The following is a 17,425-nucleotide window of genomic DNA, read 5'->3' on the forward strand; positions in this document are numbered from 1 at the left end:
CATAGCAGCGGCTGCCACTGCAACCCACCCCGTAGCGGGGACTTCAGCGGTCAGGCCCCCGCGACCCGCACCGGATTGGAGATGCCGCTGTTCACATGGCCCGCAGGCACGTGGCGTGCTGCCGAGGTGACGTGGCCGGTCTGGTCGTCAAAGAAGAAATCGGGCTCGAACTCGCGCAGAAACTCACCCTTGGGCAGGCCACCCAGGAACATCGCCTCGTCCACCGCAATCTTCCAGTCCATCAGCGTGCGGATGGCGCGCTCGTGCGCGGGGGCGCTGCGGGCAGTGACGAGCGCGGTGCGGATGCGCATGCCGGTGCCACCGGCTTCGCCCGCCGACTGCAGGCGATGCAAGGCGGCCAGCAGGGGTTTGAACGGGCCGTCGGGCAGGGGCTGCTCGGCCTTGTCGGTCTCATGCTGCTGGAAGGCGGCCAGCCCTTCCGCCTGGTACACGCGCTCGGCTTCATCGGAGAACAGCACCGCGTCGCCGTCAAAGGCAATCCGCACTTCGTGGGGGTTGGAGTCGCCGGCCTGCACCGACTCCGTCACCACGCGCGCTGCGGGGTAGCCCAGGTGCAGGGCCTCGCGCACATCGGCCTCGTTGGCGGACAGGAACAGGTGCGCGCCCAGCGGCCGCAGGTAGCGAAACGGGTCGCGCCCCTGGGTGAACACACCGCGCTGGATGGTCGGCAGCCCATGGGCATGGCAGGAGCGGAACACACGCATGCCGCTCACCGGGTCATTGCGCGACAGCAGCACCACCTCCACGCGCTGGTGCTCGGAGGTGTTGAACGCGAGCAGCTTGCGCACCAGCGAAAACGCCACGCCCGGCGCTGCGGGCACGTCGAGCCGCTGGCGCTGCAAGTCCACATAGGCGCGGTCGTTGTCGTGCTCGAAGACGCGGTTCTCTTCCTCAAAATTGAACAGCGCGCGCGAGGAGATGGCGACTACCAGCTTGTCGTCGAGCGTTACAGCCATAAAGTCACTTCACAAACTGGTTGAGCTGGATGATCGGTAGCAGCACGGCCAGCACGATCAGCATCACGATCAGGCCCATGCCCACGATGAGCAGGGGTTCCAGGATGGTGGCCAGCGCCATGGCGCGGCGCTGCACCTCGGCCGAGAGCTGGCGCGCCGCACGCTGCAGCATCACCGGCAGTTGCCCGGTCTGCTCGCCCAGGCGCGCAAACATCGACAGCAGGCCCGGAAAGCGCTTTTTCTGTGCCAGGGCCGATGCCAGCGGAGCACCTTCGCGCACCAGCACCAGCGCGTCGAGCGCGTCGGCACGCAGCGCGCGGTTGTTCAGCGTTTCGGCGGCGGCCTGCAAGGCCTTCAGGATCGGCACCCCGGCGCCAGCCAGCATGGCCAGCGTGCCGGCAAACCGTGCTGCGTTGTAACCGCGCGCCAGCTTGCCCACCAGGGGCAGATTGAGCCAGGCGGCATCGAATTTCTCGCGAATATGGTCGATAGTGAGCGCCCATCTTGTTCCAATTGCTATCAAAATGAAAGCGATCAGCATCACCCAACCATAGCTGCGCACAAAGGCGCTGAGGCCCAGCATGGCCACCGTCAGGAACGGCAGCGCACGCTTGGTGCCTGCAAACACGCTGGCCACCTGCGGCACCACATAGCCCACCAGGAACAGCACGATCACGATGGCCACCAGGGTCACGATGGCCGGGTACAGCGCGGCGCCCACCAGCTTGGCCTTGAGCGCCTGGCGCTCTTCCAGGTCGTCGGCCAGGCGCTCCAGCACCAGGCCCAGGTTGCCGCTGTGCTCGCCCGCACCGATCACGGCGCAGTAGATGTCAGAGAACTCGCGCGGGTGCTGCGACAGCGCGCGGGCAAAGGTGGCGCCCGCGTTGACCTCGGCGCGCAGCGCGGCGACCAGGTGGCGCTGGCGCTCATCATCGGCTTCTTCGGACAGCGCGGTGAGCGCGCGCTCCAGCGGCAGGCCCGACGACACCAGCCCGGCGATCTGCCGGGTCCAGATGGCCAGCCCGGTCGCACTGAATACCGGCCGCGTGAACAGGCGCTGGCCCAGGCTGGCGGACCGGCCGTCCAGCGACTGGCCCGTTTGCACCATCTCCACCGCCAGCGGCACCAGCGCCTGGGCCCGCAGCAGGCTGCGTGCGGCCTTGGCGGTGTCGGCCTCCAGGAGGCCTTTGCGGGTCTGGCCTTGGGCGTCCAGGGCTTCAAAGGAAAAAGCAGGCATGCAGATGCGGGCGTGGGTGATGGGGCGTCAGTTTGGAAATCAGGCGGTCCAACAACGGACAGACATCCGCCGCGGGCCCCGCAGCCCCTGATGGTAGCCGCTACCCAAGGCCAAGCGCTGCCCGCCTGCACCCTTGCCTGGGGCATGACGCAGGTCAAGGTGCTGACGCACTGCGCGCGCAGAATAAAAAGTGATCTGTGGCATCGGGTTGCAGGCGTTTTGAACGAACAAGGGGTCTTTCATGCTGAAGAACAAGGTGGCATTGGTAACGGGCGCGTCGTCGGGCATCGGGCGCGCCATTGCGCTGGTGTGGGCGAGCGAAGGTGCCAAGGTGGTGGTGTCCGACGTGAATGTGCAGGCAGGCGAGGAAACCGCCGCGCTGGTGCGCGCGGCCGGGGGCGATGCGATCTTTGTGGCGGCTGATGTGGGCAAGCCCGGGGACTGCGAGGCGCTGGTGCAGCGCACCGTCGCCCACTACGGCCGCCTGGACGTGGCCTGCAACAACGCGGGCATCGGTGGCCCGCAGGCGCCGACGGCCGACTACCCGCTGGACGGCTGGGCGCAGGTCATCAACATCAACCTGTCGGGCGTGTTCTACGGCATGAAGTACCAGATCGCCGCGATGCTGAAGAACGGAGGGGGCTCCATCGTCAACATGGCATCAATCCTCGGCGTTGTAGGGTTCGCCACGTCGCCTGCCTACTCCGCCGCGAAACACGGTGTGCTGGGCCTCACCAAGGCGGCGGCGTTGGAATACAGCGCCCAGGGTGTCCGCATCAACGCCGTGGGGCCCGCCTTCATCCATACGCCCATGATCAGTGGGCTGGAGCAGGACGCCGGCATCAACGCCATGCTGGTCAGCGCCCACCCCATCGGCCGCCTGGGGCAGCCCGAGGAGGTGGCCGAGCTGGTGGCCTGGCTAGCGTCCAGCAAGGCGTCGTTCGTGACCGGGGCGTATTACCTGGTGGATGGCGGTTATCTCGCGCGCTGAAGCGCGAACAGGCGTTCAGGCCGGCGTGGCGGCCTGGCCGAGCGTGGCGTGCGCCCGGGCCGCGATGTCCAGCGAGCGCAAGCGCAGCGCAGGGTCGTACACGTCGCTCACCAGCATCAGCTCGTCGGCGCCGGTGGCCTCGCTCAGGCGCGCCAGCCCCGCACGCACCGTGTCCGGACCGCCGATCACGGCTGCGGCCAGAAAGTCGCCAATCGCTGCACGCTCCTGCGGTTGCAGGCGCGCGGCGTAGCCTTCGATGGGCGGGAGCAGGCGGCGGCGGTCGCCCGTCAAGATGCCCAGCACCCGCTGGTAGGTGCTGCTGGCCAGATAGTCGGCCTCTTCGTCCGTCGGGGCAGCGATCAACGGCACGCCAATGGCCACATAGGGCTTGGGCCAAGCGGCCGAGGGACGGTACAGATTGCGGTACAGGTCAATGGCCTGGTGCAGCAGGCGCGGCGCAAAGTGCGAGGCAAAGGCATACGGCAGGCCCCGCTCGGCCGCCAGTTGGGCAGAAAACAGGCTGGAGCCCAGCAACCAGATCGGCACATTGGTGCCCGCGCCGGGCATGGCGATCAGGCGCTGGCCGGGTTCGGCAGGGGCCAGCAGGCGCTGCAGCTCGGCCACGTCGCGCGGAAAGTCTTCTTCGGTCTCCACCCGGTTGCGGCGCAGCGCACGCATGGTGGTGGGGTCGGTGCCCGGCGCACGGCCCAGCCCCAGGTCGATGCGGCCGGGGTACAGCTCGGCCAGCGTGCCAAAGGCCTCGGCCACTACCAGCGGGGCGTGATTGGGCAGCATCACGCCGCCCGACCCTACGCGGATGCGCGAGGTGCCGCCGGCAATATGGCCCACCAGCACGGCGGTGGCGGAACTGGCAATGCCCGCCATGTTGTGGTGCTCGGCCAGCCAGTAGCGGGCAAAGCCCAATTTTTCGGCATGCTGGGCAGTGCGCAGCGCAATCTGCAGCGCGTCGGCCACGGTGCCGCCTTCGCGGACGGCAACCAGGTCAAGCATGGACAGGGCGGGGCGGCGGGGAATAGAGGTCATCCCCGGATTGTCCGGCGCGCGCGGCTTTTGCGCAGGCGGTGGGCGTAGAGCTGGCAGTGGCAGCAGGGTTGCCTGCGCCGATTTTTACCAGAGGGTCATTTTTTGGTAGCCAAAACGGCGGAGGCACCACAGAATGTTTCAAGACATTTCCGCGCTGGCTGCCATCTTGCGCTGCGCGGGCCAGTCGCGCAAAAGGGATGACGCATGGGTTTTTTCAGCCGCTTGTTCAAGATCCGGGAGCAGGACCCCACCAGCCCCGAGACCACCTGGGCCATGGAAGACAACGGCAGCGAACTGGTGCTGGACGCTGAGTACGCGGCCACGCTCATGACCGAGATCGACATCGATGCCGCCATCGCCAGCCACGAGCGCTGGCGCCTGCAGCTGCAGGACATGGTCAACGGCCGCTCCGACGAGGTCATGCGGCCTGAGCGCATCTGCCAGGACGACCGCTGCGACCTGGGCCGCTGGCTCTACGGCACAGGCCGGGTGCGTCTGGGGCATTACCCCGCGTTCGACATGCTGGTGGCGCGGCACAAATACTTTCACCAGCAGGCGGCCGATGTGGTGACGGCCTTCCAGTCGGGCGACCAGCCCAAGGCGGCGCAGCTGCTCAACGGCAGCTGCCGCCACGCGTCCAACCAGGTGCTGTTGCTGCTCAAGGAGCTCAAGCGCGGATTGGGGCGGTAAGCCCTGCAGATGCTGGAGACGCCGCCCTCAGAGCGTAACCACGTTCTAGCGGCCCGGCCCGTGGCCTACCGCTTACCGTCCGCCGGGCGGCTCCGTGGCGGGCGGGGGGACAGCCAATTGCCACCCGAATTCGGTAGCTACATCCATGCGGTGTTGTCCATCCAGCGTGTAGTGGATCTGCGTACCCATGGGTGCGTCCAGTTCGGGGAGCAAGGCGTGCAGCGCTACCCGAGCATGGTCCAGTACCGGGGCGGTGATGTCGATGCGGATGAATTCCGCGATGCGCTTGCCATCCGTGCGCGCCGCGCCCAGCGAGTCGCCCCAGCCGATCACCATGCCGACTCCCCGGGCGCGCAGAGCCTGGTCAATCCGGTCTTCGCGCTGGTGCAGCGGGTCCACGGTGTGCCGGGTGAGCGGGATTTTCACGAACAGGAATGCCGGCCGATCATCGGGCGTGGAGAGCACGGCTGGGGTGGGAGGAGGGGCGGAGGCGCTCATGGCCGGCTGAGGTGGGTTCGTGGGGCGCGCAGAGGGTCGCTCAATAGCTGCGCCCATCCTTGTACATGGCATGCTGGCGGCGGTTCAGGGTAGCAGCTTCGCCCAAGCGGCCCATGGCCGCCCCGGCATGCGCATGGGTGATGGCCATGCCCAGGCCGTCGGCCGCATCCGTGCCCGGCAGGCCCGGCAGCTGCAGCAGGCGCCGCACCATCTCCTGCACCTGGCTTTTGGCAGCGCGGCCGTGGCCGACTACGGCCTTTTTCATCTGCAGCGCGGTGTATTCGGCCACGGGCAGGTTGCTGGCCACCAGGGCGGTGATGGCGGCGCCGCGTGCCTGGCCCAGCAGCAGGGTGGACTGGGGGTTGACGTTGACGAACACGATTTCGACCGAGGCCACATCGGGTTGGTAGCGGGCTGCGACCTCGGTGATGCCGTCGAACAGGATCTTCAGGCGCCCGGGCAAGTCGCCCAGCGCGAGGGTGGTGGTGCGGATGGTGCCGCTGGCCACGTAGCTGAGTTGGTGGCCGTCCATGTCCACCACGCCGAAGCCGGTGGTCTGCAGGCCGGGGTCAATACCAAGGATGCGCATTTGCTCTCGTTTTTATAGCTATTGGGGCAATGGGGATTAGCGCTATCGGCCGATTTTCTACAAACCGAAGTACCAGCGTGCCGAATGGAAGAACACGGGCGCTGCAAAACACAGGGCATCCACGCGGTCGAGCAGGCCACCCGCACCCGTGACGGACATGCCCTGCATGCCCCAGCTGGTGATGCCGCGGTCGCGTTTCAACGCCTTCATCACCAGGTGCCCCAAGCTGCCCGCCACGCAGGCCAGCAGGGCCATGCCGAGCGCCTGGCCGGGCTTGAAGGGGGTGATGAAGGTGAGCAGCCCGCCCGCGAGGCCGCCGGCGGCCACGCCGGCCAGCCAGCTCGTCCACTGAAAGCTCTGGCTCACCTGCGGTGCCGCCGGCTTGTGCGGAAAGCGTCGCCCCAGCAGGTGCTGCACCAGCATGCACGTCTGCACCACAAACACCAGGAAGAACACCAGAAACGCGCCCTTGTCACGGTAGCCCGGAAAGTCCAGCAGCAGCAGCGCGGGAACGTGGCTCATGCCGTACACGCAGACCATGATGCCCCACTGCAGCTTGGCATTGCGCTCCAGAAACCGCTGCGGGTCGTTGGCCAGGGCACTGACCACCGGCAGCGCCAGGAACACATACACGGGGATGAACACCGTGAACAGGTCGAAGTGCTTGCTGCCCACCAGCCAGAACTGCAGGGGCAGCACCACAAAGAACGCCAGCACCAGGCTGCGGTGGTCGCCCCGGCGCGTGGGTGACAAAGTGATGAACTCGCGCAGCGCAAAAAAGCCCACGATGGCAAACAGCACGGTGGCCACCGTCTCGCCCAGCACCCAACCCACCCAGAACACGGTGGCCATGACCCAGGAGGTCTTGAGCAGCCCCCAGAACCGCTTGGCCTCCAGGGCCTGGGCTTCGGCTTCGGGGTCGTCGCTGGCGTGCTCGCGCAGATTGCGCACAAAGGCCCACACCGTGACGATGGACAGGATGCCGAACACGACCAGGAACAAGGCCCCGATCTGCTGGGTGGCGGTGAGGTTGCGCAGAAATTGGTTCATGTCAGCGCGCTCCCGCGAGAGCGGCGTTAGGCAAGGGCAGGGGCTTCGGACGGGTCATGGTCAGACTTCCCGCAGCGCAATCACGGCGCGGCGCGCGCGGTCCAGGAAGGGCCGGCGCTCTTCACCCGCTTCGAGCTGGATGGGCGTGCCAAAGGTCACCGAGCACAGGATGGGCACGGGCACCACTTCGCCCTTGGGCATCACGCGCTGCACGTTGTTGATCCAGGCGGGCACCAGCACCACCTGCGGAAACATCTGGGCCAGCTTGAACAGGCCGGATTTGAATGCCTGGGGCTCGTCGCCATGGCCGCGCGTGCCCTCTGGAAAGATCACGATGGAGTCGCCACTCTCCAGCGCGCGCACCAGCGGGGCCAGCGGGTCGGATTCGGGCAGGGCAGCGCGCAGCTCCTCAGGCGTGGGCGCGCGCGGCGGGACTTCGGGTGAGGGGTCGGGGCCACCGGCGGCCGCAGTGTCTGCATCGGCTGCTGGGGCCTGAGCTACGGTGGGATCGGCGGCCGCGGGCGCTGCGGGCCGCGCTGGCGTGGCCTGTCGGTCCACATACACGGCGTTGAACACGGCCGTGGTGATCCACTGCCGGAACGGCGTCTTGGTCCAGTAGTCCTTGGCGGCGATGGGCCGCGTGATGCTGCGCAGCTCCTCGGGCAGCGCGGCCCAGATCAGCACCATGTCGGCATGGCTCTGGTGGTTGGCGAAATAGATGCGCTGCTCGGCCTTGGGCGGGCAGCCGTACCAGCGGGCCTGGGAGCCGGTGAGAAACCGCACGATTCCCAGCAGGAGGAGACTCATCAACTTGGCAAGCATGGCGGGGATGATACGGGCGCTGGGCCCGCATGCCCGGCAAGGGCCGGTGCGGCGCTACACCCAGATGCGATACGCCCAGAACGCCTCGTCGCCATAGATACCGTTGTACAGCGCTTGTGGCGCGTACCCGGTGATGCGGCGCGTGACGCGGCACAGGTGCGACTGGTCCGAGAACCCCGCGCCCGCCGCGACATCGGCCCATTGGACCGAGCCCTGCGCGGCGTCGACGGCGATGGTGTCAAAGAACGCCTGCTCGGCCTTGCCAAAGCCGCGCAGCTCACGAAGGGGCAGCCCGGCCCAGCGCTTGATGCGCCGCTCCAGCTGGCGCAGGCTGCGGCCAGGGGCGGACAGGGCGGCGCGCTGTGCGAGGTGTGCGGCCCAGTCGCCGTAGCGCTGTGTGGGCAAGGGTTGTGCGGGGCGGCATGCTTGCCAGCGGGGCTCCAGGAAGTCTTCCAGGTGCTGCATACGCGTAGCGTTGTCCGGTAGGTTCTGCACCGTCTCGCACAGGGCCAGCCAGTCGGGCGGCAAGACGGACTGCGCGTCCACCATGCGGTCGGTCAGGGCACCAGGGTCCACGCCGGTGAGTTGGTTCAGCGCGTCGGGCATGAACATCACCATCATGGCGTGCGTGGGGCCTGCGCAGTAGCTGGAGGTGGGGCGGGTCTGCGGGCCGGCCAGCACCCACCGGCCGGGGTAGGCCTCGCGCGGGCTGTGCTCTGTGGGCATGGTGTCGGGGCGCTCGGCCACCAGGGCCTCGCCGCGGCCTTCAAACCACCAGCTCAGGCTGCACAGCGGCGAGGCCGGAAAGCGGTTGATGCGCTGTGCATCGCTGAGCGTGTGGCCCACCGTGCTGCGCGCCATGGCGGCCCGCACGCAGGCAGTGAGGCTGGCGCGCGGCAGCCACAGTTCGCCCGAGGGGATCAACCCGGCGGGGTGCCGGGGGGAGAGGGGGGCCAAGCTTGCCATGGGGCGCGAGTGTAGGCGACGGGGGCTGTCGCAATCGTTCAATACGGCCCGGCTGCTGCGCTGCAGCATGCGTGGCATGAACTCGACCACCGCCCCTGTCGCGCCTGCCGCCACGGCCTCTGCCAGCGCCCCCACTGTTCCACCCACTCCCATTCAGCCCGGCGGCCCGCGCAGCCGCTGGTGGGGCCTGCCGCTGCTGCGCGCCATGCGGGCCGACTACCTGGGTTTTGTGACCCAGCTGCAGCGCGAGCATGGCGACCTGACCCGCATGCGCTTGGGGTACGAAGACGCGTGGGACCTGATGCATCCCGACCTGGTGCGCGAGGCGCTGGTCACCCATGCCGACCAGCTCATCCGCTGGGAGCGTGGCATGGAGGTGTTCGAGGAAGTGTTTGGCCAGAGCGTGCTGGTGACTGAGGGCGCCACCTGGCAGCGCCAGCGCCGCATGCTGATGCCCGCCTTCACGCCCAAGCGGGTGGCAGGCTACGCGCAGCTGATGACCGATGCCGCCCGCAGCGCGCTCGACGCGGCCGTGCCCCCGGGCCAGGCCGGCGCCCAGGTGGCGGTGGATGCGCTGTGGACGGACGTGGCCATGGACGTGATCCTGCGCACGCTGTTCAGCACCTCTGCGCAGGCCGATGCGCGCGAAGCCGCTTGGGCCACGCAGACGCTGTCGGAAACCGCCTTTCGCGAAATGTTCATGCCCTTCACCCTGCCCGACTGGCTGCCCCTGCCGGGCAAGGCCGCCAAGCGGCGCGCGATCCGGTCGTTGAAGAGGCTGGTCTGGCGCCACATCCACGCCCGCCAGGCCGAGGTGGCCGCACCCGGGGCCCCGGACCGCTCAGACCTGCTTCACATGCTGCTGGCTTTGCGTGATGAGTCAACGGGCGATGCCTTGTCGGCGCAAGATGTGTTTGACCAGTGCATCGTCAGCTTCCAGGCGGGGCACGAAACCAGTGCCACCACGCTGCTGTGGTGGACCCTGCTCATGGCCCAGCACCCCGAAGCCGCGCAGCGCGCCCAGTCCGAGGTCGATGCCGTGCTGAAGGGCGGCACCCCCGGTCCCGAGCACCTGGTCCAGCTGCCCTGGCTGGGCGCCACGCTCAAAGAGGCGCTGCGCCTGTACCCACCGATTGCCGCGCTGATGAGCCGCCGCACCACTGCGCCCATCACGCTGGGCGGCGTGCCGGTGCCCCAAGGCGCCATGCTGCGCATCACTCCCTGGGTGCTGCACCGCGATGCGCGCTGGTTTGTCGCGCCGGACCGTTTTGCGCCCGAGCGGTTTCTGGACGGCGCGCCACCCATCCCCCGGGGCGCGTGGATTCCGTTCGGCCTGGGGCCGCGTGTGTGTATTGGCCAGCACTTTGCGATGCTCGAGATGACGCTGTTGGCGGCCATGCTGCTGCAGCGCTACACGGTGCGGCTGCTGGAGGGGCGCGCCGTGGGAGCGCCCAGGTTTCAAGTGACACTGCGGCCAGAGGGGCCGTCTGCGCTGTGGCTGCAGCGGCGCGAGGCGCCGCAGGGGCGATAAGGCGCGCTGCTTACGTGTGGACGATGTTCAGGGCAGCTCCGCGCCGCCCATCCGTGCCAGGATCGTGCGCGTGCGCCCCGCCAGGTAGGCAGATCCGGGCGTTTTCTCGAACCGCTTGGGCGCAGGCAGCATCACCGCCAGGCGTGCGGCCTCGGCGGTGCTCAGGCGGCTGGCGCTCTTGCGAAAGTAATGCTGCGCGGCCGCCTCGGCGCCGAACACGCCTTCGCCCCATTCCACGTTGTTGAGGTAGATCTCCAGGATGCGCTGCTTGGAGAGCAACTGCTCCAGCGCCAGCGTGAGCACAAATTCCTGCCCCTTGCGCAGCAGCGTGCGTTCGCCCGACAGCAGCAGGTTCTTGGCCAGTTGCTGGGTGATGGTGGAGCCGCCGCGGATCTTGGCTGTGCGCACGGGGCGGTCGGGGGCGCGGGCCTGCGCCTTGCTGGCCTGGGCTTCGGCCTTGGCGTTGCGCTCCCAGGCCTTTTCGATGGCGTTCCAGTCCACACCATCGTGGTTCACAAAACCATCGTCTTCCGATGCGATCACGGCGCGTTTGAGGTGGTCGGAGAGGCTGGCATACGGCACCCACTGCTGGCGCCAGGGCACATGGCCTTTGCTGGCCAGCAGCGTCCAGGCTTCGGAGCGTTGGAAGGTGGTGGACTCGGGGTTGATCGCCTCCATGGCGGCAATGCGCAACACAAAGAACAGCTGCAGCGCCACGAAGGCGATCAACAGCAGTCCCAGCCAGCGCAACACGGCTTTCATCGTGGCGTCCCCGGGGTTCAGGCGGCGGTGGATGGCTGCATTTCGCGCAGCACCTGGGCCGAAGGCGGGCGTACACCGCGCCACAGCAAGAAGGCTTCAGCAGCCTGTTCCACCAGCATGCCCAGGCCGTCGCGGGGCACGGCGCCGTGCTGGCGCGCCCAGTCGAGGAAGCCTTGCGCAGCGGGGCCGTACATCATGTCGTAGGCCAGGGCGCCGGGGCGCAGCACACTGGCGAGCACCGGGATGCCGCCGCCAGAGAGGCTGCTGGCCGTGGCGTTGATGATGACGTCGAAATTGGTCGATAGCGCTAGTGGGTCTTGCGCTGACAGCTCTGTTTTTTGTAGCGTTGCCAGGGCGCTGTGCGACTGCACCAGCGCCTGCGCCTTGGCCAGGGTGCGGTTGGCCACAGTGATGTGGCGGGCCCCCGCCAGCAACAGCGGGCCCAGCACGCCCGCGGCGGCGCCCCCCGCGCCCACCAGCAGCACATCGCGCCCGGCCAGCGACACGCCCGCGTTGCGGGTGATGTCGGCCACCAGGCCCAGGCCATCGGTGTTGTCGGCGTAGATGCTGCCGTCGGCGCGGAAGGTGAGGGTGTTGGCTGCGCCGGCGAGCTGCACGCGCTCGCTGCACTCGGTGGCCAGGGCGGGCGCTTCGGTCTTGAAGGGCACGGTGACGTTGCAGCCACGACCGCCCTCTGCAGCGAACGCGCGCACGCCCTGGGCAAAACCATCCATGGGCACCAGACGGCGCTCGTAGGCAATGTGTTCGCCGGTCAGCTCGGAAAAACGGGCGTGGATGGCGGGCGAGCGGCTGTGGGCGACAGGGTTGCCCATCACGCAGTACAGATCGGGGGATTGGCTCATGGCAAAAGCTTGTGGGGGTGGCCCTGTGCGGAGCCGTGCCGGGAACTACCGGACGCTGGTTTCGAGGGTCTGGTCGCGGGTGAACTTGAAGCGCGCCACCATCGCGATCTGGTCGGCCTTTTTGCGCATCTCGGCATTGAAGGGGCCGAACGGGCCAGCGGCGCGGGCAATGGCTTCTGCACGGCGGTCCAGCGTGGCGTTGCCCGAGCCTTGCGCGATCTCGGTGCCCAGTACACGGCCGTCGTGGTTGACGGTGACGATCATCGTCAGCTCGCCGTACAGCTTCTTGCCGCCTTGCTCGGGGAAGTTCTCGGTGCCCTTGTCTTCCACCTTGCGGCGCAGCGCGTCGTAGTACACGGCGTAGGCCTCTTCGCGCGTGGCGGGGCTGATGTAGCGCTTCTTGGGGCGCGAGTTCTCTTCGTTGATGCGCTTTTCGATCTCGGCCAGCAGCTTGACGAGCTGACGGCGCTTTTCCTGCTCGCTGGCCTGGTCGGCGCTCTGGGCGGCCTGGCGCGGGTCGGGCGCGGGCATGGTCGCCAGTTGCTTGCGCAGCTGCGCCAGCAACTGGGTCTGCTGCTCCTGCATCGCATCCATCTTGCGCTGGGCTTCTTCGAAGTCGTCCCCGACCGTTGTCAGCGCGGTATAGGGCAGCGGGCTGGTGGCCCGGCCTTTCTCTGCGTCACCGCCGCCTGCCAGGTTGGCCTGGGCAATCGCCTGGGCCTTGTCGGGGCGCTCATTGGACTTGGCGTTGACCAGGATGACTTCGAGCGGCGTGTCCTGGAACACGCGGTTGAAGCCCTCAGGGTCGATGAAGCGCACCGAGATCAGTGCGGCGTGCACGGCAATCGACACGCCCAGCGCCAGCTGCAGCGTGCTGAAGGTGCGGAGGAAGGCGGGGAGTTTCATCGCCGGCAATTATCAAGGGGGATTCAAGGGGTTCGGGGGATATCAGGGCGCCGTGGCTGCCGCAGCGGCGTCGGCGGGTGCCTCGTTCACGTCCACGGCAATCGCAATCGGCCCGGCCACGGTGTCGTCGTCCTCGGCATCGTCCACCGGGCCGTCGTCGCTGGTGTCGGCCGGGTCGTCCAGGCGCTCGATCACGGTGCCGTGGATATCGAGGGTGATCTCGTCCACCTCACCCAGCTTGACCTTCAGGCGCGCGCCGCGCGGCAGGTTCTGCGCGCCCAGCACCGGGAAGACCAGCGGAATATCGTCCGCCCGCACCAAGAAGCTGCCGCCCGGGCCTTCCTTGAAGACGGTGGCGTTCAGCTCGGTGATGCCGTTCTGCTCTACATACTTGAGCGTCCAGAAGCGTTCCATGCCCGCCTGGTAGCCGTTGTAGGCGCTGTAGGCCGCGTCAAAACTGCTGATGATGGAGAACAGGTCGGCGTCCTTGGGCTTGAAGGGCGCGGCCAGCGCGGCCGTCTTGCCGTGGCGCGCGCAGGCAATGATCTGCCACTGGTTGACCAGGTCGGTGTAGCGGCGCAGGGGCGACGTGGCCCACGAATAGGCCTTCACGCCGATGCCCGCGTGCGGCAGCGCCTTGGTGCCCATGCGCACCTTCACGCCCGGCGCCATGCTGGCCTGGCTGCGGTAGATGCCGGGCACGCCCAGCTCCGCCATCCAGCTGCCCCAGGTGCTGTTGGCCACGATCATGGCCTCGGCCACGATCAGGTCGAGCGGTGCACCGCGCTGGCGCACGCTGATCTGCACCTGCTCGCTGCCCGTGGGCTCGGCGCCGTTGTTGCCCACCAGGCGGAAGTTGTAGTCCGGCCGGTTGAAGTTCTCGGGCTTGCCACGCACCACCTCGCGGCGGGCCTTGAGGTCCTTGGCGAGGCGGTGCAAAAATGATAGCTGTGGGCGCAATTCGGACAAGCGCTTGGGGTCGTTTTGGTGTTCAAACGACGGATCGGCCAGCCATTCTTCGGTCACCACGCTGTCGAGTTGGTCGTGGCGCAGGTTGGCGGCCACGTGCACGCGCTCCAGCTTGGTCTCGGAGCCCTTGAACTCCAGCGTGGCTTCGTCGATGGTGACGTAGAGCGACACGGCGGGGTTGGCGCGGCCTTCGTCCAGCGTGTAGGTCTGGACCACGTCGTCGGGCAGCATGGTGATCTTGTAGCCCGGCATGTAGACCGTGGACAGGCGCGCGCGGCCGAGCTGGTCGATGGCGCTGCCCGGCTGGATGGCCAGGCCGGGCGCTGCGATGTGGATGCCCAGCACCACGGTGCCGGTGCCCAGGCCCTGGACGGACAACGCATCGTCGATTTCAGTGGTCTGAGAGTCATCGATGGAGTACGCCTGCGCGGTGGACAGCGGCAGCTCGTCGGCAATGACGGGCGCCGTGACGGCCGGAAAGCCCGTGCCCTTGGGGAAGTTCTCGAACAAGAACCGCTTCCAGTGGAATTGGTAGCTGGAATCGATGGCGCCCGCCTTTTGCAGCAGGTCGAGCGGCGCGGTGTGCGTGGCGCGGCTGGCGTCGACCACGGCCTTGTACTCGGGCGCGTTCTTGTCGGGCTTGAACAGAATCTTGTAGAGCTGGTCGCGGATGGGCTGCGGGCATTCGCCCCGGCCCAGTTGCGCGGCCCATTCGTCGATCTGCGCGAGGAGGGCCTTCTTCTTCTCGATGGCGGCCAGCGCCTGCTGCAGGATCTCGGCCGATGCTTTCTTGAAACGGCCCTTGCCCGCGCGGCGGAAGTAATGCGGCGCGTCGTACAGGCGGAACAGCGCACCGGCCTGCTGGGCCAGGGTGGCGTTGTCGGAGAAATAGTCGCGCGCCAGGTCGGCAAAGCCGAACTCGTCTTCGGGCGCGAATTCCCAGGCCAGATCCAGTTCGATGGTCTCGGCCACGGCCTGGGCCTGGGCAACGAGTTCTGCCGGGGCGGGTTTTTCGAACTTCAGGAGGATGTGGGCGGCCTTGACCTTGACCCGTTTGCCAGAGTCCAGCTCGACCTGGGCGGAGGTATCGGCTTCGGACAGGATACGGCCGGCGAGGAATTTGCCGGCTTCTTCAAACAATGCGTGCATGGCGGCGATTGTCCCATGGGCGCCATCAGGCTCCCTGGTAGCGGCGCATATGATCCACGGCGCGTCATTTTTGCCCCTACCTGCCATCCCATGCCCTTTGCCACCATGGCCACGCCGCTGACACTGCTGGCTTTGGCGCTGCCTTTCCTGTTCTGTTTCGCGCAGGCGCCCATCAACAATTTCTGGCCCTTGCTGGCGTCCTGGGTCTGCGGCGCAGTGCTGGTGCTGCTGGCCTTGGCGCGCTCCGGCGGCTCGCAGGCGCAGGATCAGGAGGGGGAGACCGGGGTTGCGCCAGCCCTGGTGTCGAGCAGGCTGCTGGCGGCCGGCCTTCTGGTGGCGGCGCTGGTGGCGGCGGTCATTGGGCTGCTGCAGTATTTTCAGGGCGACCCCGGACTGCCGGGGATGCAGCCCTCTACCCTGGGGCAGGCCGTTGGCAACCTGCGCCAGCGCAATCAGCAGGCGACGCTGCTGAGTCTGGGCGTATGGGCTTTGCTGTGGGGCCTGGTGCAGGTGCGGGGGCATCTGGAACGCCCGTCCCACGCTGCGCCACCGCGTGGGCGGATGGAGTGGCCGGGCTGGCTGATCGGTCTGCTGATGGCCTGGGGGCTGGCATTGCTCGCGATGTCGGGTGCGGCCACAGCGTCGCGCACTGGGGCGGCGCAGTGGCTGTTGATGCTGGGTCTGATGCTGTGCTGGCGCGCGTCATGGGGGCGCCTGGTGCTGGGGTTGGGCGTGGTTGGTCTGGTGCTGTACGGTGCGGCGGCGTGGTGGCTGCCCCGTCTACTGCTGGATTGGACCGGGTTTGCCTCGGATGGGTTGTTTGTGCGCATCCTGGACGAAGAGCCAGGCTGCACCAGCCGTCGTGTGTTGTGGGCCAACGTACTGCATTTGATTGCGCAAAAGCCCTGGGCGGGCTGGGGCTGGGGCGAGCTGGACTACGCGCACTACATCACGCTGTTTCCGGGCGAGCGGTTTTGTGTGTTGCTGGACAACGCGCACAACCTGCCCCTGCACCTGGCGGTGGAGCTGGGCGTGCCGGTGGCGCTGGCCCTGTGTGGTGCAGTGGTGGTGTGGGTGCTGCGCGAGCAACCTTGGCGTGAGGCCGATCCTGCGCGGCAACTGGCCTGGGGCATCCTGGCGTTGGTGGGCCTGCACAGCCTGCTGGAGTTTCCGTTGTGGTACGGGCCGTTCCAGCTGGTCACGGTGCTGGCCATCGCGTTGCTGTGGCGCTGGCAGTTGCCCAGCTGGGCCACATCTGTGGGCGCGCGCCGGGTGATGGCGGCCGTCATTGTGGCGGCGCTGGCACTGGGAGCCTATGCAGGCTGGGACTTTTACCGCGTTGGTCAGCTCTACAAACCGCTCGCCGAACGCCCGCCATCCCTGCGCAATGACACGGTGCGCAAGGTAGGCGACACGCCGTTCTTCACCGACCAGGTCGATTTTGCGCTGCTGACCACGATAGAGCTTTCTCCCAGCAACGCGGGCCAGGTCTTTGCGGTGGCCAACAAGCTGCTGCACTTCTCGCCCGAGCCCCGGGTGATCGAGCCGCTGATCGAGAGCGCCACGATGCTGGGGCTGGATGACGAGGCGGCGTTTCACCTCAAGCGTTACCGCGCTGCGTACCCGGCGGACTATGCGCGCTGGCGGGAGCAGGGGCGGCGGCTTTCGTCACATCTGAAGCCCTGACCGGATGTGCTGCGCACGGCCGCAGCGCGCTCAGGCCAGCCGCAAGAACTGGCTGACCAAAGGCAGGTATTCCCCATAGTTGCCCAGCGCATGGTCACCCCCCTCCAGCACCACCTGCTGCGCTTGGGGGTAGCGCCCCACCATCTCGCGCCAGTCCAGCACTTCGTCGCCCTTGGCGATGATGGCGAGTTCCGGCGCAGCGGGCGGGCGGCCCCGCATGTCCAGGGCCTGCAGCTCCGCGATGTACTCCGGTAAAAAGTAAAACCGCTCGTTCGGGTTGTGCCAGGTGGTCTGCTCGCCGATGTAGCGGGCCAGGTCGCGCGCCGGGTCCACGGCGGGGTTGAGCATCACGCTAGGGCAGCCCGCGTGCTGGGCCACCCAGCTGGCGTAGAAGCCGCCGAGCGACGAACCGATCACGGCCATGGAGTTGCGGGGCCAATCGGCAATGCCCTGTGCCACCTGCGCCATGGCGGCCCGGGGCGATGGTGGCAACTGGGGGCACCAGACGGTGACGGAGGGGTGGTGCGCTGCCAGATGGGCGGCCGTCTGGCGGGCCTTGGCGGAGGAGGGGGATGAACGAAAGCCGTGCAGGTACAGCAGGTGGGTGGTGGTCATGGGCAGAAAGTGATCGGGGCAGGGGAATCACTGCTTTTACCGGGCTGGCGCAGGCATAAGATGTGGGTACCGGGGCGCCA

Annotated in this window: 17 protein-coding genes; 4 read left to right on the forward strand and 13 right to left on the reverse strand. The window is 67.7% G+C overall.

Going from position 1 to position 17,425, the window contains the following annotated elements; genetic code table 11:
* Positions 1 to 50 precede the first annotated feature (50 nt).
* Together C8C99_RS00730 and gspF are read right to left on the reverse strand one after the other, a co-directional pair.
* A complete protein-coding gene (locus C8C99_RS00730; protein WP_108624622.1) occupies positions 51 to 977 on the reverse strand; it encodes a 5'-nucleotidase in 927 nt (308 codons plus the stop codon).
* Between the two features lie 4 nt (positions 978 to 981).
* A complete protein-coding gene (gspF, locus tag C8C99_RS00735) occupies positions 982 to 2,214 on the reverse strand; it encodes a type II secretion system inner membrane protein GspF (RefSeq protein WP_108624623.1) in 1,233 nt (410 codons plus the stop codon).
* Between the two features lie 241 nt (positions 2,215 to 2,455).
* Here gspF and C8C99_RS00740 point away from each other — a divergent pair, with 241 nt between their 5' ends.
* On the forward strand, positions 2,456 to 3,205 hold the full coding sequence (locus C8C99_RS00740; protein ID WP_108624624.1) for an SDR family NAD(P)-dependent oxidoreductase: 750 nt from the start codon (positions 2,456 to 2,458) through the stop codon (positions 3,203 to 3,205).
* A 15-nt stretch (positions 3,206 to 3,220) separates the two neighbouring features.
* On the opposite strand, the gene C8C99_RS00745 is transcribed toward C8C99_RS00740, so the two are convergent.
* Positions 3,221 to 4,249, reverse strand: a complete 1,029-nt coding sequence (locus C8C99_RS00745; RefSeq protein WP_108624625.1) for an LLM class flavin-dependent oxidoreductase — start codon at positions 4,247 to 4,249, stop codon at positions 3,221 to 3,223.
* 204 nt (positions 4,250 to 4,453) lie between these two features.
* On the opposite strand from C8C99_RS00745, the gene C8C99_RS00750 reads away from it, so the two are divergent.
* On the forward strand, positions 4,454 to 4,939 hold the full coding sequence (locus C8C99_RS00750) for a CZB domain-containing protein (RefSeq protein ID WP_015015652.1): 486 nt from the start codon (positions 4,454 to 4,456) through the stop codon (positions 4,937 to 4,939).
* Between the two features lie 72 nt (positions 4,940 to 5,011).
* Here C8C99_RS00750 and C8C99_RS00755 read toward each other — a convergent pair whose 3' ends face one another.
* Genes C8C99_RS00755 through C8C99_RS00775 form a run of 5 tightly spaced genes read right to left on the reverse strand, consistent with a single transcriptional unit; the run spans position 5,012 to position 8,864 of the window.
* Entirely contained in the window at positions 5,012 to 5,437 is a 426-nt protein-coding gene (locus C8C99_RS00755) for a hypothetical protein (RefSeq protein ID WP_146185996.1), read from the reverse strand.
* A 40-nt stretch (positions 5,438 to 5,477) separates the two neighbouring features.
* Entirely contained in the window at positions 5,478 to 6,026 is a 549-nt protein-coding gene (gene ruvC, locus C8C99_RS00760) for a crossover junction endodeoxyribonuclease RuvC (RefSeq protein ID WP_056637423.1), read from the reverse strand.
* Positions 6,027 to 6,083: 57 nt separating this feature from the next.
* On the reverse strand, positions 6,084 to 7,076 hold the full coding sequence (locus tag C8C99_RS00765) for a phosphatidate cytidylyltransferase (RefSeq protein ID WP_108624627.1): 993 nt from the start codon (positions 7,074 to 7,076) through the stop codon (positions 6,084 to 6,086).
* Between the two features lie 60 nt (positions 7,077 to 7,136).
* Positions 7,137 to 7,898, reverse strand: coding sequence for a 1-acyl-sn-glycerol-3-phosphate acyltransferase (locus C8C99_RS00770; protein ID WP_108624628.1), 762 nt, complete (start codon positions 7,896 to 7,898; stop codon positions 7,137 to 7,139).
* Between the two features lie 54 nt (positions 7,899 to 7,952).
* Entirely contained in the window at positions 7,953 to 8,864 is a 912-nt protein-coding gene (locus C8C99_RS00775) for a helix-turn-helix domain-containing protein (protein WP_233247134.1), read from the reverse strand.
* Positions 8,865 to 8,940: 76 nt separating this feature from the next.
* On the opposite strand from C8C99_RS00775, the gene C8C99_RS00780 reads away from it, so the two are divergent.
* Positions 8,941 to 10,395: a cytochrome P450 gene (locus tag C8C99_RS00780; protein ID WP_233247135.1), complete on the forward strand. Its 1,455-nt coding sequence runs from the start codon at positions 8,941 to 8,943 to the stop codon at positions 10,393 to 10,395.
* 27 nt (positions 10,396 to 10,422) lie between these two features.
* Here C8C99_RS00780 and mtgA read toward each other — a convergent pair whose 3' ends face one another.
* From mtgA to C8C99_RS00800, 4 genes are read right to left on the reverse strand one after another with little or no spacing between them, the layout of a single operon-like run.
* Positions 10,423 to 11,157: a monofunctional biosynthetic peptidoglycan transglycosylase gene (mtgA, locus tag C8C99_RS00785; protein WP_108624629.1), complete on the reverse strand. Its 735-nt coding sequence runs from the start codon at positions 11,155 to 11,157 to the stop codon at positions 10,423 to 10,425.
* A 17-nt stretch (positions 11,158 to 11,174) separates the two neighbouring features.
* The gene (aroE, locus tag C8C99_RS00790) at positions 11,175 to 12,020 is read right to left on the reverse strand and encodes a shikimate dehydrogenase (protein WP_108624630.1); all 846 of its coding nucleotides are present in this window, start codon (positions 12,018 to 12,020) and stop codon (positions 11,175 to 11,177) included.
* Between the two features lie 45 nt (positions 12,021 to 12,065).
* Positions 12,066 to 12,926, reverse strand: coding sequence for a TonB family protein (locus C8C99_RS00795; protein WP_056637400.1), 861 nt, complete (start codon positions 12,924 to 12,926; stop codon positions 12,066 to 12,068).
* A gap of 42 nt (positions 12,927 to 12,968) precedes the next feature.
* Positions 12,969 to 15,044: a ribonuclease catalytic domain-containing protein gene (locus C8C99_RS00800; RefSeq protein ID WP_056637397.1), complete on the reverse strand. Its 2,076-nt coding sequence runs from the start codon at positions 15,042 to 15,044 to the stop codon at positions 12,969 to 12,971.
* A 90-nt stretch (positions 15,045 to 15,134) separates the two neighbouring features.
* Here C8C99_RS00800 and C8C99_RS00805 point away from each other — a divergent pair, with 90 nt between their 5' ends.
* Positions 15,135 to 16,730: a Wzy polymerase domain-containing protein gene (locus tag C8C99_RS00805; RefSeq protein WP_108624631.1), complete on the forward strand. Its 1,596-nt coding sequence runs from the start codon at positions 15,135 to 15,137 to the stop codon at positions 16,728 to 16,730.
* A 30-nt stretch (positions 16,731 to 16,760) separates the two neighbouring features.
* Here C8C99_RS00805 and C8C99_RS00810 read toward each other — a convergent pair whose 3' ends face one another.
* Entirely contained in the window at positions 16,761 to 17,345 is a 585-nt protein-coding gene (locus tag C8C99_RS00810) for a YqiA/YcfP family alpha/beta fold hydrolase (RefSeq protein ID WP_056637395.1), read from the reverse strand.
* Positions 17,346 to 17,425: the final 80 nt, after the last annotated feature.

It is taken from the genome of Acidovorax sp. 107, assembly GCF_003058055.1.
Classification (GTDB): domain Bacteria; phylum Pseudomonadota; class Gammaproteobacteria; order Burkholderiales; family Burkholderiaceae_C; genus Acidovorax.

Bases quoted from the DNA above. Each gene is read 5' to 3' on its own strand.
- C8C99_RS00770 (WP_108624628.1), bottom strand. From the start codon at position 7,898: ATGCTTGCCAAGTTGATGAGTCTCCTCCTGCTGGGAATCGTGCGGTTT.
- C8C99_RS00805 (WP_108624631.1), top strand. From the start codon at position 15,135: ATGCCCTTTGCCACCATGGCCACGCCGCTGACACTGCTGGCTTTGGCG.
- C8C99_RS00775 (WP_233247134.1), bottom strand. From the start codon at position 8,864: ATGGCAAGCTTGGCCCCCCTCTCCCCCCGGCACCCCGCCGGGTTGATC.
- C8C99_RS00750 (WP_015015652.1), top strand. From the start codon at position 4,454: ATGGGTTTTTTCAGCCGCTTGTTCAAGATCCGGGAGCAGGACCCCACC.
- C8C99_RS00765 (WP_108624627.1), bottom strand. From the start codon at position 7,076: ATGAACCAATTTCTGCGCAACCTCACCGCCACCCAGCAGATCGGGGCC.
- C8C99_RS00755 (WP_146185996.1), bottom strand. From the start codon at position 5,437: ATGAGCGCCTCCGCCCCTCCTCCCACCCCAGCCGTGCTCTCCACGCCC.
- ruvC (WP_056637423.1), bottom strand. From the start codon at position 6,026: ATGCGCATCCTTGGTATTGACCCCGGCCTGCAGACCACCGGCTTCGGC.
- C8C99_RS00745 (WP_108624625.1), bottom strand. From the start codon at position 4,249: ATGACCTCTATTCCCCGCCGCCCCGCCCTGTCCATGCTTGACCTGGTT.
- C8C99_RS00730 (WP_108624622.1), bottom strand. From the start codon at position 977: ATGGCTGTAACGCTCGACGACAAGCTGGTAGTCGCCATCTCCTCGCGC.
- C8C99_RS00740 (WP_108624624.1), top strand. From the start codon at position 2,456: ATGCTGAAGAACAAGGTGGCATTGGTAACGGGCGCGTCGTCGGGCATC.
- gspF (WP_108624623.1), bottom strand. From the start codon at position 2,214: ATGCCTGCTTTTTCCTTTGAAGCCCTGGACGCCCAAGGCCAGACCCGC.
- C8C99_RS00780 (WP_233247135.1), top strand. From the start codon at position 8,941: ATGAACTCGACCACCGCCCCTGTCGCGCCTGCCGCCACGGCCTCTGCC.
- C8C99_RS00800 (WP_056637397.1), bottom strand. From the start codon at position 15,044: ATGCACGCATTGTTTGAAGAAGCCGGCAAATTCCTCGCCGGCCGTATC.
- C8C99_RS00810 (WP_056637395.1), bottom strand. From the start codon at position 17,345: ATGACCACCACCCACCTGCTGTACCTGCACGGCTTTCGTTCATCCCCC.
- aroE (WP_108624630.1), bottom strand. From the start codon at position 12,020: ATGAGCCAATCCCCCGATCTGTACTGCGTGATGGGCAACCCTGTCGCC.
- C8C99_RS00795 (WP_056637400.1), bottom strand. From the start codon at position 12,926: ATGAAACTCCCCGCCTTCCTCCGCACCTTCAGCACGCTGCAGCTGGCG.
- mtgA (WP_108624629.1), bottom strand. From the start codon at position 11,157: ATGAAAGCCGTGTTGCGCTGGCTGGGACTGCTGTTGATCGCCTTCGTG.